The sequence below is a fragment of the Synechococcus sp. 65AY6A5 genome (genome assembly GCF_002760415.1).
In the GTDB taxonomy this organism is placed as follows: domain Bacteria; phylum Cyanobacteriota; class Cyanobacteriia; order Thermostichales; family Thermostichaceae; genus Thermostichus.
The window spans coordinates 106736-118694 of the sequence record NZ_AXUW01000002.1; the positions used below are offsets into that span (position 1 = coordinate 106736).

Annotated in this window: 14 protein-coding genes and 1 pseudogene; 12 read left to right on the forward strand and 3 right to left on the reverse strand. The window is 54.9% G+C overall.

The features are described 5' to 3' along the window. The first annotated feature begins 121 nt into the window (after window positions 1-121). On the forward strand, window positions 122-898 hold the full coding sequence (locus SYN65AY6A5_RS12230; RefSeq protein ID WP_099884669.1) for a class I SAM-dependent methyltransferase: 777 nt from the start codon (window positions 122-124) through the stop codon (window positions 896-898). Then, a complete protein-coding gene (locus tag SYN65AY6A5_RS12235) occupies window positions 898-1230 on the forward strand; it encodes a cupin domain-containing protein (RefSeq protein ID WP_011433845.1) in 333 nt (110 codons plus the stop codon). The genes SYN65AY6A5_RS12230 and SYN65AY6A5_RS12235 overlap by 1 nt, the downstream gene beginning before the upstream one ends. Here SYN65AY6A5_RS12235 and SYN65AY6A5_RS12240 read toward each other — a convergent pair. Then, window positions 1227-2114: a VTT domain-containing protein gene (locus SYN65AY6A5_RS12240; RefSeq protein ID WP_228375352.1), complete on the reverse strand. Its 888-nt coding sequence runs from the start codon at window positions 2112-2114 to the stop codon at window positions 1227-1229. The genes SYN65AY6A5_RS12235 and SYN65AY6A5_RS12240 overlap by 4 nt on opposite strands. Before the next feature lie 133 nt (window positions 2115-2247). On the opposite strand from SYN65AY6A5_RS12240, the gene SYN65AY6A5_RS12245 reads away from it, so the two are divergent. Continuing rightward, window positions 2248-2922: a Fe2+-dependent dioxygenase gene (locus tag SYN65AY6A5_RS12245; RefSeq protein WP_011431398.1), complete on the forward strand. Its 675-nt coding sequence runs from the start codon at window positions 2248-2250 to the stop codon at window positions 2920-2922. Here the strand turns inward: SYN65AY6A5_RS12245 and SYN65AY6A5_RS12250 are convergent. Beyond that, window positions 2919-4292, reverse strand: coding sequence for a di-heme oxidoredictase family protein (locus tag SYN65AY6A5_RS12250; RefSeq protein WP_099884671.1), 1374 nt, complete (start codon window positions 4290-4292; stop codon window positions 2919-2921). The genes SYN65AY6A5_RS12245 and SYN65AY6A5_RS12250 overlap by 4 nt on opposite strands. A 45-nt stretch (window positions 4293-4337) precedes the next feature. Then, a complete protein-coding gene (locus SYN65AY6A5_RS12255; RefSeq protein ID WP_011433843.1) occupies window positions 4338-5570 on the reverse strand; it encodes an imelysin family protein in 1233 nt (410 codons plus the stop codon). Between the two features lie 390 nt (window positions 5571-5960). Between SYN65AY6A5_RS12255 and SYN65AY6A5_RS12265 the strand changes: the two genes are divergently transcribed. From SYN65AY6A5_RS12265 to SYN65AY6A5_RS12295, 9 genes and pseudogenes are all read left to right on the forward strand, one after another. Then, window positions 5961-6995, forward strand: coding sequence for a chlorophyll a/b binding light-harvesting protein (locus SYN65AY6A5_RS12265; RefSeq protein ID WP_011431394.1), 1035 nt, complete (start codon window positions 5961-5963; stop codon window positions 6993-6995). A 56-nt stretch (window positions 6996-7051) separates the two neighbouring features. Further along, on the forward strand, window positions 7052-7561 hold the full coding sequence (gene fldA, locus SYN65AY6A5_RS12270; protein WP_011431393.1) for a flavodoxin FldA: 510 nt from the start codon (window positions 7052-7054) through the stop codon (window positions 7559-7561). A gap of 48 nt (window positions 7562-7609) precedes the next feature. Beyond that, window positions 7610-8623 (forward strand): annotated as a pseudogene (locus tag SYN65AY6A5_RS14550) (chlorophyll a/b binding light-harvesting protein); the annotation flags it as partial. A 9-nt stretch (window positions 8624-8632) separates the two neighbouring features. Beyond that, window positions 8633-9190 carry a photosystem I reaction center subunit XI gene (locus SYN65AY6A5_RS14555; RefSeq protein ID WP_228375529.1) on the forward strand — a complete coding sequence of 186 codons (558 nt, stop codon included), beginning with the start codon at window positions 8633-8635 and terminating at the stop codon, window positions 9188-9190. A gap of 342 nt (window positions 9191-9532) precedes the next feature. Beyond that, window positions 9533-10105 (forward strand): alpha/beta hydrolase, encoded by a 573-nt coding sequence (locus SYN65AY6A5_RS12280; protein ID WP_228375351.1) that lies wholly within the window; start codon window positions 9533-9535, stop codon window positions 10103-10105. A 181-nt stretch (window positions 10106-10286) separates the two neighbouring features. Next, window positions 10287-10535, forward strand: a complete 249-nt coding sequence (locus SYN65AY6A5_RS14560) for a universal stress protein (protein ID WP_240531057.1) — start codon at window positions 10287-10289, stop codon at window positions 10533-10535. 6 nt (window positions 10536-10541) lie between these two features. Then, window positions 10542-10733: a universal stress protein gene (locus SYN65AY6A5_RS14565; protein WP_228375528.1), complete on the forward strand. Its 192-nt coding sequence runs from the start codon at window positions 10542-10544 to the stop codon at window positions 10731-10733. 289 nt (window positions 10734-11022) lie between these two features. Then, window positions 11023-11376, forward strand: coding sequence for a ferredoxin-thioredoxin reductase catalytic domain-containing protein (locus SYN65AY6A5_RS12290; protein ID WP_011431390.1), 354 nt, complete (start codon window positions 11023-11025; stop codon window positions 11374-11376). A gap of 96 nt (window positions 11377-11472) precedes the next feature. Then, window positions 11473-11589, forward strand: a complete 117-nt coding sequence (locus tag SYN65AY6A5_RS12295) for a photosystem II reaction center X protein (protein WP_011431389.1) — start codon at window positions 11473-11475, stop codon at window positions 11587-11589. Window positions 11590-11959: the final 370 nt, after the last annotated feature.

Sequence of the window (11959 nt, forward strand, 5' to 3'; positions counted from 1 at the left end):
TAGGCTGCTACAACTCTTTGCCGCAAATCCAAAGAATGAGTCGGCATTCCTTTCTCTCCTTCCTCTTGAATACCTGTACCCTATTTTAAATTAAAAGGCTGTATCTTTTTTGGAGTTACCTATGTCTAAGCTGGACTCAAAAAATGCACCTGGACACCAGGTACTGGCTGCGGCAGGTAAAAAGGCACTTCGACCGGGGGGCTTTGGCGCTACCGAACGGCTCTTCAAGTTTGCCGAGTTCCGTCGAGGAGAAACTGTGCTGGAACTTGCCTCAGGCCTTGGCTACACGGCTATTCGATTGGCAAAGCGCTATGGCATACATGTTACCGGCATTGAGAAAAATCCAGATAACATTGCTCACACTCGCGCTAATGTTTCTGCAGCAGGGCTAGCCGGCCAAGTTGAGATCCTCGAGGGCGATATCTTTCACCTAGATCAAATCGATCAGAAATTTGACTATGTCTTGGCGGAAGCTATTTTAACAATGCAGTCCGATGCAGGAAAATCTAAGATTTTGTCAGGGATTTACAATTGCCTCAAGCCAGGGGGTAAGTTCCTCAGCCATGAGCTGCGAGTTGAGGGATCCAACAGCGACGCTATCCGCAAGGAGTTATCCTCCGTAATCCATGTCAATGCCAATCCTTTATCTACTGACAGCTGGCTTGCAACTGTTCAGCAAGCAAATCTTACGGTTGTCCAGTATGCCACCGGCCCCTTAACTTTGCTCAATCCCGTTGCTATTGCTACAGAGGAAGGATTGCCGACGCTCTTAACTATGGTGTGGAATGTGCTTACACGTCCTGTAATCCGGCAGCGGATCTTATCTATGAAGCAAATCTTTAGCCGATATCGAAATAACCTAGGCTACATCATACTGATCGCCAAGAAGGAGGCTTAATGATGTCTCTTGTCTCCCCTGAGTCACCTTTTTTGCAGCTCAAAGATCACATTGCTTATTCTGTGGAAGGAGTTCTCAGCAAGATCATTTGGAAAAGTGAAGTCTGCCAACATACTCTTTTCTGTATGGCGGGAGGCACAAGTATTTCCGAGCATACCTCCACAAGGGACGCTACTCTCCACGTCATTGAAGGAACTGGAGTCTTAACCCTTGCAGGTGAGAAGATCTCTCTATCTCCGGGCATATTTGTCTTAATTTCGGCAAATGTTCCCCATGAGTTAGAAGCCACTGCTGACCTTGCTTTTGTTCTGACTTTATCAAAGGCAAGTTAAGAACGCCGCCTTTTACTCAGCCAGCCGCTTAACATCGCCAAAGCAAACATTCCCAGCAAAGCAAAGCCCAGCAGCCACCTTCCCTGCTCTAGGATCCCTGCCCCCAGAGCCACTACTGGGGGTGTAGAGACGGCAATGCCCAAAGCTAGGGCGAGAAGAAAGTTCTGCCATTTTATTTGGGTTAGGCCGGCGGCGTAGGCGACAAAGTCGAATAGGCCCGTCATTAAAAAACCAGCTGTAAGAAAAATATTGTTTTCCAGATAGTTAGCTGAAAGGGCATCGACTTTGTACATCCATTGTCGCCCAACTACTCGCTGTACTAGGTCTCTACCAAACTTTCTGGCTAGGTAGAAGTTAAGTGTACAAGAGATAAAATCAGCAATTGCAATGTAAAGGATTCCCGATCCAAATCCAAAGAGGGCTCCTGCCAAGATGGAGTAAAGGGTGCTGGGTATGGCAGGAATAATAATACTCAGGGAGCGTAATCCAATCAGGGCAAGGGGTGCCCAGGGGCCTAGTTTTGCTATAAATTCTCGAGTTGCCTCTGGATCTAAGCGACGGGCCAGCAAGATGGCAGCTAACAGGACAACAAGCAACAACAGCAGTGAGAGGATGTCTTTCCTTTTTCTGGAATTGATTTTGCTGCTAGAGGACAAATCCTCTGAGGGGGTAGGGGACGATCCTACTGACTCGCCATCTGCTGACTTGTCAAAGGTAGTGCCGGGCGGATAATAGAGTTCATCCTTCAGGATCCAACCTGTTTTCTGTTGCAGATAGGCATGTGTGCTCAAGCCCAGACGCTTTGCCTCGGTGGCAACAGCCTTGTAGTCTAAGCCCAATAGCTCGCAGAGCTCTTTTTGTCGAATACCAGAAGGTGGCTGCATAGGGCAAAAGATCTCTACTTTCTCTGCTAGATGCTTAAGGTTTCCGAGGGATGCTCGAAGTAGGCATGATTTTCATAAGGCTTGTTTTGCTAGTGTAGAAGGTGTCATGTATTTTGCTTTTTAGAGGTTGATAATGATCTTGTGTATTGGCGATGTTCTTAGTTTAGCAGAATTGCAACAGATTCTGTCCCTCATAGCCGATGCTGAATTTGTGGATGGTGCTCTGACGGCAGGCTGGAATGCCAGGCTTGTCAAAAACAATAGGCAAATGCCAAAGGGATCCCTTCAGCAACGGAAGATAGAGGAGATTATCTTGGCAGCTCTAGAGCGTAATTTGTTGTTCCAGATGGCTGCCCGGCCCAAGCTCATTCATTCCATTTTAATTAGCTGCTACGAAGCGGGAATGTCCTATGGCACTCATACCGACGATGCGCTGATGCTCGATCGGCATCAGCTGATGCGCACGGATATTTCCTTTACGCTATTTCTAAGTGCCCCTGAAGACTATGATGGCGGTGAGCTGAAGATCGAGAGTAGCGAGGGGGAGCAAGCCTACAAGCTGCCGGCGGGTGCTTTGATCCTCTATCCTGCTTCCACCTTGCACCGAGTTGAGCCTGTAACCCGTGGGATCCGCTATGCTGCCGTCAGTTGGGTTCAAAGCCTAATTAGGGATCCGCAAGAACGCGAGATCCTCTTTGATTTACAGACTGTGCGGCAGCAGATGTTTCAGGAATCGGGCAAGACACGCCACTTTGATTTGATCTCCAAAGTTTACGCGAACCTGCTGCGGAAATGGGCAGAGCTCTAGAGGGATCGAAGAAAATAGAGCAGGGCTTCTCTGTCTTCAGCAGCCATATTTTTAAAGATCTCGCGGGAGCGTTCAGCTTCTCCCCCATGCCAGAGAATGGCCTCCTCGAGGCTGCGGGCGCGGCCATCGTGCAAATAGCCGGAGGAGGGCAGAACTGTCTGCGACAAGCCGATGCCCCACAAAGGGGGGGTGCGCCATTCTCGGCCCGTGGCCTCGAAGTCAGCGCGGCCATCTGCTAGTCCTTCGCCCATGTCATGCAACAGCAAATCGGTGTAGGGGTGGATGACTTGGTTGGCCAGGGCAGGGATCTCATGAATGCCGGTTTGTAGCTCTGGTCGGTGACACTTGGCGCATTGGGCTTGGACGAAGAGCTTTTCCCCTCGCTGAACTTGGGGATCCTGCCAAAGGGCGCGGCCAGGCACGGCCAGGGTTTGCACGTAAACGGTTGTCGCTTGGAGAGTGGCCTCGTCGATATCTTGGCTGCCATCCGCGGCCGGAAAAAGAGGATTCGTGACACCCATGTCGTTGGCGTAGGCGGCCGCAGCTTGTTGCCTGAGGTTGGGGGTATTGGCTTTCCAACCAAACCGTCCCAGCACCAGACGCTGCTGCTCTTGATCCCAAACCAAGTTGGGGCGGCCAGAGATGCCATCCCCATCGGCGTCGTCAGGATCGGCTGCTGCCAGGATCCTAGAAGCGGGAACGGCCTCCAGTAGGCCCGCTCCAAACACCGGCTGGGGGATCCGCAGGGAGATGAGGACAGGATCGATGGGCGATCCCTCCAGAGTTAACAGCTTTACAACAGGAGAACGCAGCCTGTAGGGAGTTCCGTCGGCGTACTCTCTGGTCTGCTCTACCCAGTGCAACTCCACCTTGGCCTCTGGCCGATAGCCCCGAACGGCCTTTTCTTGAACCTGCGTGCCGATGCCGGCCACAGGGGGAGTGTTGCTATGAGGAGCAATGGCCTCCCATCCAAAAGGCTGGGGATCCCCGCTTCTATCCAGGGATCCAACCTGGCTGACTCTGACGACCCGCTGCCCCTTGTCAGGAAAACCTCGGCCGTTTTTAACATGACAACCGGCGCAGGAGTTGTTGTTGAACAGAGGCCCAAGGCCGGGGTTAACAGGCGCCGGAGCGGTGACGAAGCGAGCCTCAAAGGCGATGTCCCCCAGGGCATGCAACCTGGCCCAGCGGGGATCCAAGTTGGGAGCCGGCTGCTCGTAGGCTGTTGAGGTGCGGTTCCAAAGGGTTGTTTCGCCACCCGCTCGAGGGGGCAATGGCTGGGATCCCTCTGGGGCAGCGGGGAAAGCCAGAAAGCTCGCCGCCCAAAGAGAGGCCAATCCCAGCATGAAAATCTGGAGAAGACGACGCATCGGCTATCAAAATATCGGCAACTCAGCTCTTTTGGGACTTTCTTACTACTGCAGGAGCGGCACAACTTCCTGAGCAAAGCTGTCGAAAGCGTCTTCAATTTTTTCCATAGCGGCAGTAATAGATCCACGGGCATTGGCATCGCAAAGGCTTTTTTCGATAGGGGCAGGGATCCCCTGGAGAGCCGCCGCCGCTGCTTGTAACTCCGACTGAATTTGACTATCCAAATTGGGATTGATGTCCCGGACAAATTGGCTCAGGCCACGACCTTTTCTATCTCTAAATCCGCCCAAGTAAGCATACTGAACGCTGCGCACATTGGCCTGGAACTCCGGCAGCGAATGGTGGGCAAAGCGACTTTCCAGCAGAAAAGGATTTTGCTGGGCGAAGGCTTCGCCAATTTTGACCTTGCCCAGCTCGTCCAACATGCCGAGAATACCTTGGGCTATTTCTTCAGCAGCAGCTTGCAGCGTGAGATAACTCTTGCTGCCCTCGCCGGCTTTTACCCATTCTTCGCGAAAAGCAGGCAGCCCTTGCACTCCCTCTGTCCAGCTTTTGAGCAGCTTTGCCGCCGTATCCGCCAAAACTGGGCCAAGGGCAGCCAAGTACTCCCGATCCCGCTCGGTAAAGTCTTGCAAAGACTTGTTGTTATCCACGCCAAAGAGCAAGAAGGCCACGGCATGAAATCCCTTTTGCCCGCTTTCCAACTCGGCCACGGTCTCTGGAGTGAGGGGATCGCCGCTGTTGAGAACTTCCAGCACCTCCACCTCGTTCAGGGGCCATTCGTCCAAATCCGCATCCAGCCCCAAATAAGCCGCCGGCCCAAAGGCAAAAGCCTCGCTCTCCTCCCAAGTGATGCGGGCAACAGACCAAGCCTGGCGAGCCGCTTGCAAAGTCTGGGCATTGGGATCTTGCACGAAGGCCTGGATGGCCTGAGACAGGGCCTGGGTATCGGCGACCAACTGCTCATAGGCAGGGATCACCACCTGATCGGCAAAGTCGAGCAAAATCTGCCGATCCTGAAACCGCTGCTCAGGAGAGAGCACAACGGCTGGCCGGCGAGAGCCTGCCCCTTCTTCCCCACCCTCGCCGCCGCCATCCACCGGGATAGGCCGACACTCCGGGTTCATTTGAGCTGCCTGCTGAGGCGAAGCCTGGCTCAGGGCCGGTGGATCCCCGCCGCCCGCAGCCGAGGGATCCTTTTGGGTTTCCCCGCAAGCGGCCCCGCTGACCAGAACATAAAGCCCTATCCCCGTCCACAGCTTCAGATACCTCGACATCTCCTCCGACTCCTTTGCCCTCGACTTGGCCAACTTTGGCTTGATTGTAATCCAGCTATTGCGACTCAATCTTAAGAAGGGAGAGATTTTTATCACCGGCTGCCACCGGATCGCCCGGCTCGTCCCTCTGCGGGCCAGCTTCCATCTGCAGCTTCCCCAGGTGGGGCTATGGGCGGATACAAGTCCGACTCTTAACAAAACTTAACTCTAAAGACATTGATATTTGTTTGCAAGAAGCCTAGAGTAGGTCACAGCTCGCTGTTGAGATTTACTCTCAACAGTTGGTTACGTGTCTCGAAAGGATGTGTCCGTGCGGCCAGAGGCGGGCCTGGGGCAAGGTCTCTGGCCTTTTCCTAGAAAAGCTTGTTTAGAAACGCAAGAGGAGCGGAGATGACAGCGACGACACTCAAGCAAGAAGGGGGATCTAGCTCGCAACAACAGATCCCGTGGTGGGCGGGCAACGCCCGTTTGACCGATCTTTCTGGCCGGCTGCTGGGGGCGCATGTGGCCCATGCCGGGCTGATCGTTCTCTGGGCAGGGGCGATGACCCTGATCGAGTTGGCCAAGTTTGACCCCAGCCGACCGATGTATGAGCAGGGGCTGATTCTCTTGCCCCACCTGGCCAGCTTGGGGCTGGGGGTGGGATCCGGCGGGGAAGTCCTGGATACGGATATCTACTTTGCGGTGGGAGCGATCCACCTCATCAGCTCTGCCTTTTTGGGGTTTGGCGGCATTTTTCATGCCCTGCGCGGGCCGGCGGTGCTGGATCCCAAAGCCTTTCCCCTGTTTAGCTACGACTGGCAAGACAAAAACAAGATGACCACCATCCTAGGGATCCACCTGGTGCTGCTGGGATTGGGAGCCTGGCTTTTGGTGCTCAAGGCAGTGGTGTTTGGCGGCTTGTTCGACCCGGTGGCAGGAGAGGTGCGCCTGGTGTCTCCCAACTGGAACCCCTTTGGCCACCTGTTGGGCATAGAAGGGCGCCACTGGATCGCCGGGGTGGACACTTTAGAAGACGTGGTGGGCGGCCACCTCTGGCTGGGCTTGCTCCTGGTGGCAGGTGGGGTTTGGCATATCGCGACCAAGCCTTTTGCCTGGGCAGAACGGATTTTTATCTGGTCTGGGGAAGCTTATCTTTCCTACAGCTTGGGAGCTTTGGCCTTGATGGGATTTATTGCCGCCTATTTCGTTGCCGTTAACCCAGTGGTCTATCCCGAAGTTTTCTATGGGCCGCTGCTGCAGGTGGGCTTGGATCGCTATCCCTTCTTTGAGCAAGGGGGAGCTCTCACATCTAGGGTTTGGCTGGCCAATGCCCATTTTTGGCTGGCCTTTTTCTTCCTTCAGGGCCACCTGTTCCATGCCCTGAAAGCGCGAGGGTTCAATTTCCGTACCGGCAGAGTAGAACTTGCAGCGCAGCAGGCCTAACGGCAATCTAGCCATCTGATTTTGAGCTTTGCACTTGCAGTTTCGAGGTAGGAGCAATGGCAAAAGTAGGTCTATTTTTCGGCACTCAAACCGGAAATACCGAGAGAGCCGCTGAGATGATCCAAAAAGAGCTGGGCGAAGACAATGTAGATTTGATCAACATTGCCGAGGCCACGGTTGAGGACTTTGATAGGTACGACTACTTAATCATCGGCTGTCCAACTTGGAATATCGGGGAGCTGCAGGCCGATTGGAATGGGTTTTTCCCCTATTTGGATGAAATCGATTTTTCCGGTAAGACGGTAGCCTATTTTGGAGTTGGGGATCAGTTGGGCTATCCCGACAACTTTCAAGATGCCATGGGGATCCTGGCCCAAAAAATTGCCGAGCGCGGCGGAAAAAACGTCGGCTTCTGGCCTACAGAAGGCTACGAGTTCAATGAGTCCAAGGGAGTGGTTAACGGCGAGTTTGTCGGCCTTGCTCTGGATGAAGACAATCAGCCGGAGCTGACGGAAAAACGAATTAAAGAGTGGACGGCCAAACTCAAAACACTCTTCAATCTGTAATCTCAAACTCGGCTTCTTAGCTTGTTGTGGATACTGTGGGAGTTTGTCATGACTGGCGCAGTTCTATCTTCATCGCCTACCTCTGCTGAGGGATCCCCTCAGGTGAGCTGGCTGGCGGGCAATGCTCGCTTGGTGAATCTGTCCGGAAAGCTGCTGGGGGCCCACGTGGCCCATGCGGGGTTGATCATGCTGTGGGCCGGCGGCATGACTTTGTTTGAGGTGGCCCACTGGGATCCGGCTCAGCCCATGGGCAGCCAGGGGCTGATCTTGCTGCCCCATTTGGCCACGTTGGGCATCGGCGTGAATGCAGAGGGGGTGGCCACGGATCCCTATCCCTTTTTTGTCGTGGGCGTTCTGCACCTAATTGCCTCGGCAGTGCTGGGGGCAGGAGGGATCTTCCATGCCCTTTTGGGACCAGAGGTGCTGAGCAAGGGGAAAACCTTTGCCGAGTTTTTCGGCTACGACTGGGAAGATGACGACAAGATGACCACCATCCTGGGGATCCACCTGCTGCTGCTGGGGCTGGGGGCCTGGTTGCTGGTGGCCAAAGCGCTCTTCTGGGGAGGGCTGTACGATGCTCAACTGGGCCGCGTGCGCGTAGTTACGGATCCCACCCTCAATCCGCTGCGGATCTTTGCCTACCTGACGCCGCTCATGGGCCAGCAGGGCATGGCCGCCGTGGACAACCTGGAAGACCTGGTGGGGGGACACATCTACGTGGGCCTGCTCTGCGTGCTGGGGGGATGGTGGCACATAGCCACACGGCCCTTTGCCTGGGCCAAGCAAGTCTTGATCTACTCGGGCGAAGCCTACCTCTCCTACAGCCTGGGGGCCCTGGCCTACATGGGCATCTTGGCGGCCTATTTTGTCAGCGTCAACGAGATCGCCTATCCGGTGGCTTTCTACGGGCCGCTGGGGCTGGCTGCCGACGAGATGGGTGTGGTGAGCAGCCGCACCTGGTTGGCCACAGCCCACTTTGTCTTGGGGATCCTGTTTTTGGCGGGGCACATCTGGCATGCCATCCGGGCGCGGGCGGCGGCCAGCGGCTTTGACTTCCAGCGCGGGGGCTGGGTGCGAGCCACAGATCCGCAGGTGGGCAACTTGGACACGCCGGTAAACCGGGGCGATCTCACCCTGCTGCTGCTGCAAAACCTGCCCATCTACCGGGAGGGCCTCTCTCCTTTTTTGCGCGGCTTGGAGATCGGCATGGCTCATGGGTACTTCCTGGTGGGGCCGTTTTACAAGTTGAGTCCGCTGCGGAATTCGGAGCAGGCCCTGACGGCAGGGACGCTGGCGACCATCGGCCTGGTGCTGATCCTGACGGTTTGTCTCTCCATTTACGGACGGGTGTCCTTTCCTCGCTCGCGGCTGGTGGCAGTGGTCAATACCCCCTACGGCGAGGTGGCCTATCCGACGCCGGGCGTGCAACTGATGGCCGAATCGCAGGGATCCCCTCAGCCGGTGCGAGTACCGGCAGGATCGGAGGACTTGCCCGAAAACTTGCGCACCCGCGCCGGTTGGAGCCAGTTGGCCGGAGGGTTTCTGGTGGGCGGCGTTGGCGGTGCCCTGTTTGCCTACATGCTCCTGGGCAGCGGCGATGTGGTAGCCCAGATTTTGCCGGGGCTGTAAAGGAGGGTTGAGGCTTCTCAAAGCAGGGAGGGGAGATCCTCATCCCCTCCTCTCTGTCGAGATCTGGCTCTACCTTTTGCCTGCCGGCTTCTGGATCCGATAACCCTTTTTTATGAAGCTTTTGTCAGCCAGCAACTTTAATCTTTCGACCGTCGAAATGGGATGGCTAAAATGAGCTTAGGTTCCGCTTCTGCGCCTTCTTTTGAAGCACTTTATTTGGGCGTTTCTCCCAGTCTAAAGCTTTTCGATCGGCCTCTGTTGGGATCCCTGGGAAAATGTTTCCGTGTAGCCTACTGGGAGTATCACCAAACCCAGGATGAGCCCTGTAGTTTGGAGACAGTCGTGACGCTGCTATACGAATACCTAAAAGCTTGGGATCGACCGGTACATCTCATCGGCCACGGCTTGAGCGGGGTGGTTGCCTATCTTTTTGCCTACTATTACCCCCAGCGGATACGGTCTCTAACCCTGCTGGCTGTAGGCAGTCAGCCTGCCGCCACCTGGCATGCCCATTTCTACGTGCAACGAAAAATGTTTTGCTGTAGCCGAGAACAGCTCCTGGTGCGTATAGCTCAGAGCCTTCTGCCAGCTTCAGAACAGTGGCGAGCGCGCTCACTCTCCCGCGCCCTGGCTAAAGATTTAGACACTTCCCCCATACCTCATTCCCTATTTCAGGTGGTAGCGATTCCAGCCCAGAAAGTGCCGGTGCCGATGTTGGTTTGCGCCAGCGAGGATGATCCCATTGTGGATCCTGCTTCGCTGGAGCAGTGGGGAAACTACTTAAAGCCAGGGGATCAAATGTGGTTTTGTCCTGGGGGGCGACACTTTTTTCACTATTCTTTTCCAAGTTTGGTCAACTTGAAAATCATGGATTTCTGGCAAAAGCTGCAGCAATTGCAGACCAGCCTTGCCTGAAAGACTGGCCTTTGTCCTTAGCTCAACTGCGAGTTTTGTCAGCAACCCCCAACCCCCGCAGATTGCTGGTGGCTCTAACCCTCCAAACAGACAGAAAGAGCTCTCATGCCATAGGGATCTCATCGCCGCCCACAGCGCCCCCAGAGAGACGGCGTCCACCCGGCTCCCCGCTAGAAGTAAAATGGGAGGGGTCGAGCCGGGCTTAAGCGGGGGATCCGCGACTAGGTTCGACAAGCTGCTCTTTCCCATCGACAACTCGCGCGAGACCAGCCACGCCTTGCCCTTGGTGGCAGACCTAGCGCAGCGCTGCAAAAGTCGGGTGTACTTGCTCTCGGTACTGGACAACATGGAGCTTGACGCGGAGCGAGCAGAACAAGCCCGGCAGAACATTCAGAACCCGCCCAAACAGACGGAGCTGGGCCTGCAGTAAATCGGCATCAACAGCGTCAAGAGCGAGTATCGCGAGGGAAAAGTACCCTTCGTCATCTGCGACGTGGCGGACGAGCTGGAGATCAGCCTGATCGTGATGGGATCCCGCAGCCTCAGCCTGTCTGCCGAGGGGCAGAACAACTCCGTCAGCCACCGCCTCATCGACCTTGCTCCCTGCCCGGTGCTGGTCGTGCCCTGAGAAAAGGGATCCCGGTCAGCGTGATCCTGTAGAGTACCCTAGGGCGGGGTCTTGCCAAGTCCAAACAATGTTGCCTTGTGTAACAGCACGGCTGTCACTGTTTGTCTTCTCTAAAAGTCTGCAGTACAACGAAGAGCAAGATACAGCTTTGTCCGACTTCGGGGGAGGTCTGTAGAATCAGCAGGATCCCGGCATACGCACATCTGTATTAACTTCAGAAAGTGTGGCCGGAAGAAGCTGTGAGCCTCATTACCAGCAACAGCCGGTCAGTTCCCTTCCGAGAATCGTCATGGAAAGTCGTGGTTACAACAAGGCCTCCCAGAAGACTTTTGAGGTGATGCGGCATTTCGCAGAAACCTACGCCAAACGTACCGACACTTTTTTCTGCTCTGATCCTACGATTACGACAGCGGTGATCGAGGGCTTGGCTCTGCACAAAGAGCAATTGGGCGCTCCGCTCTGCCCCTGTCGTTTTTATGAAGACAAAGAGGCGGAAGTGAAAGCCGGCTATTGGAACTGCCCCTGTGTACCCATGCGGGAGCGAAAGGAATGCCACTGTATGCTCTTTTTAACTCCAGATAACCCCTTCGCCGGCACCAGCCAAACCCTAGAGGAGGTGCCCCTAGAGTACCAGGCGAAATAGTCGGCAATGCGTCTGTCTCTGGGTTGAGCGACAAAGACCAGTATAATCGGGAAATAGTTGAGTGGTTGATAGTCGCACGAGGAGGAAACTCTTTTTATGACTCCCTCACTGGCTAATTTTCTCTGGAGCTTGGTGTACGGCGCAGTGGTGCTGGGGCTTCTCTTCGGCGCCATCGTCTTCGTCAGCCAAAGAGATAGGGTGCGTCGTCGCTGATCCCTCTGCTCGCGCTGATGCTCTACTTCTTTGCTGTTGTTGCTGAGTGGAAAGAGACTCGGGTGCTAAGGTTTGCTCTGGTAGGCAACTGCCAGGGTGCTTTGTCCACCTGTCAGGGATCCAGCCGGGTTGAGTGACAACCGGCTCGACGTGCTTGGCGCCGTTGTTGCTAACGCTCACAAAAAAGGATAGCTTGGTAGCCCCGCACTTGAGTGCGGGGCGGAAAAGCCCGCTAGCCACTTTAGTCGCTTACCCATGATGGGGGTCGTTGATATACAGCCTGTTAAGGACTCAAGGGGTACAATAGCAGCACTTAGCAAACCAACTTCGGAAGGAGGATGGATTGATCAGTAGTAAAGAAGTCTTCACT

Bases quoted from the DNA above. Each gene is read 5' to 3' on its own strand.
- SYN65AY6A5_RS12230 (WP_099884669.1), top strand. From the start codon at position 122: ATGTCTAAGCTGGACTCAAAAAATGCACCTGGACACCAGGTACTGGCT.
- SYN65AY6A5_RS12235 (WP_011433845.1), top strand. From the start codon at position 898: ATGATGTCTCTTGTCTCCCCTGAGTCACCTTTTTTGCAGCTCAAAGAT.
- SYN65AY6A5_RS12240 (WP_228375352.1), bottom strand. From the start codon at position 2,114: ATGCAGCCACCTTCTGGTATTCGACAAAAAGAGCTCTGCGAGCTATTG.
- SYN65AY6A5_RS12245 (WP_011431398.1), top strand. From the start codon at position 2,248: ATGATCTTGTGTATTGGCGATGTTCTTAGTTTAGCAGAATTGCAACAG.
- SYN65AY6A5_RS12250 (WP_099884671.1), bottom strand. From the start codon at position 4,292: ATGCGTCGTCTTCTCCAGATTTTCATGCTGGGATTGGCCTCTCTTTGG.
- SYN65AY6A5_RS12255 (WP_011433843.1), bottom strand. From the start codon at position 5,570: ATGTCGAGGTATCTGAAGCTGTGGACGGGGATAGGGCTTTATGTTCTG.
- SYN65AY6A5_RS12265 (WP_011431394.1), top strand. From the start codon at position 5,961: ATGACAGCGACGACACTCAAGCAAGAAGGGGGATCTAGCTCGCAACAA.
- fldA (WP_011431393.1), top strand. From the start codon at position 7,052: ATGGCAAAAGTAGGTCTATTTTTCGGCACTCAAACCGGAAATACCGAG.
- SYN65AY6A5_RS14560 (WP_240531057.1), top strand. From the start codon at position 10,287: ATGGGAGGGGTCGAGCCGGGCTTAAGCGGGGGATCCGCGACTAGGTTC.
- SYN65AY6A5_RS12290 (WP_011431390.1), top strand. From the start codon at position 11,023: ATGGAAAGTCGTGGTTACAACAAGGCCTCCCAGAAGACTTTTGAGGTG.
- SYN65AY6A5_RS12295 (WP_011431389.1), top strand. From the start codon at position 11,473: ATGACTCCCTCACTGGCTAATTTTCTCTGGAGCTTGGTGTACGGCGCA.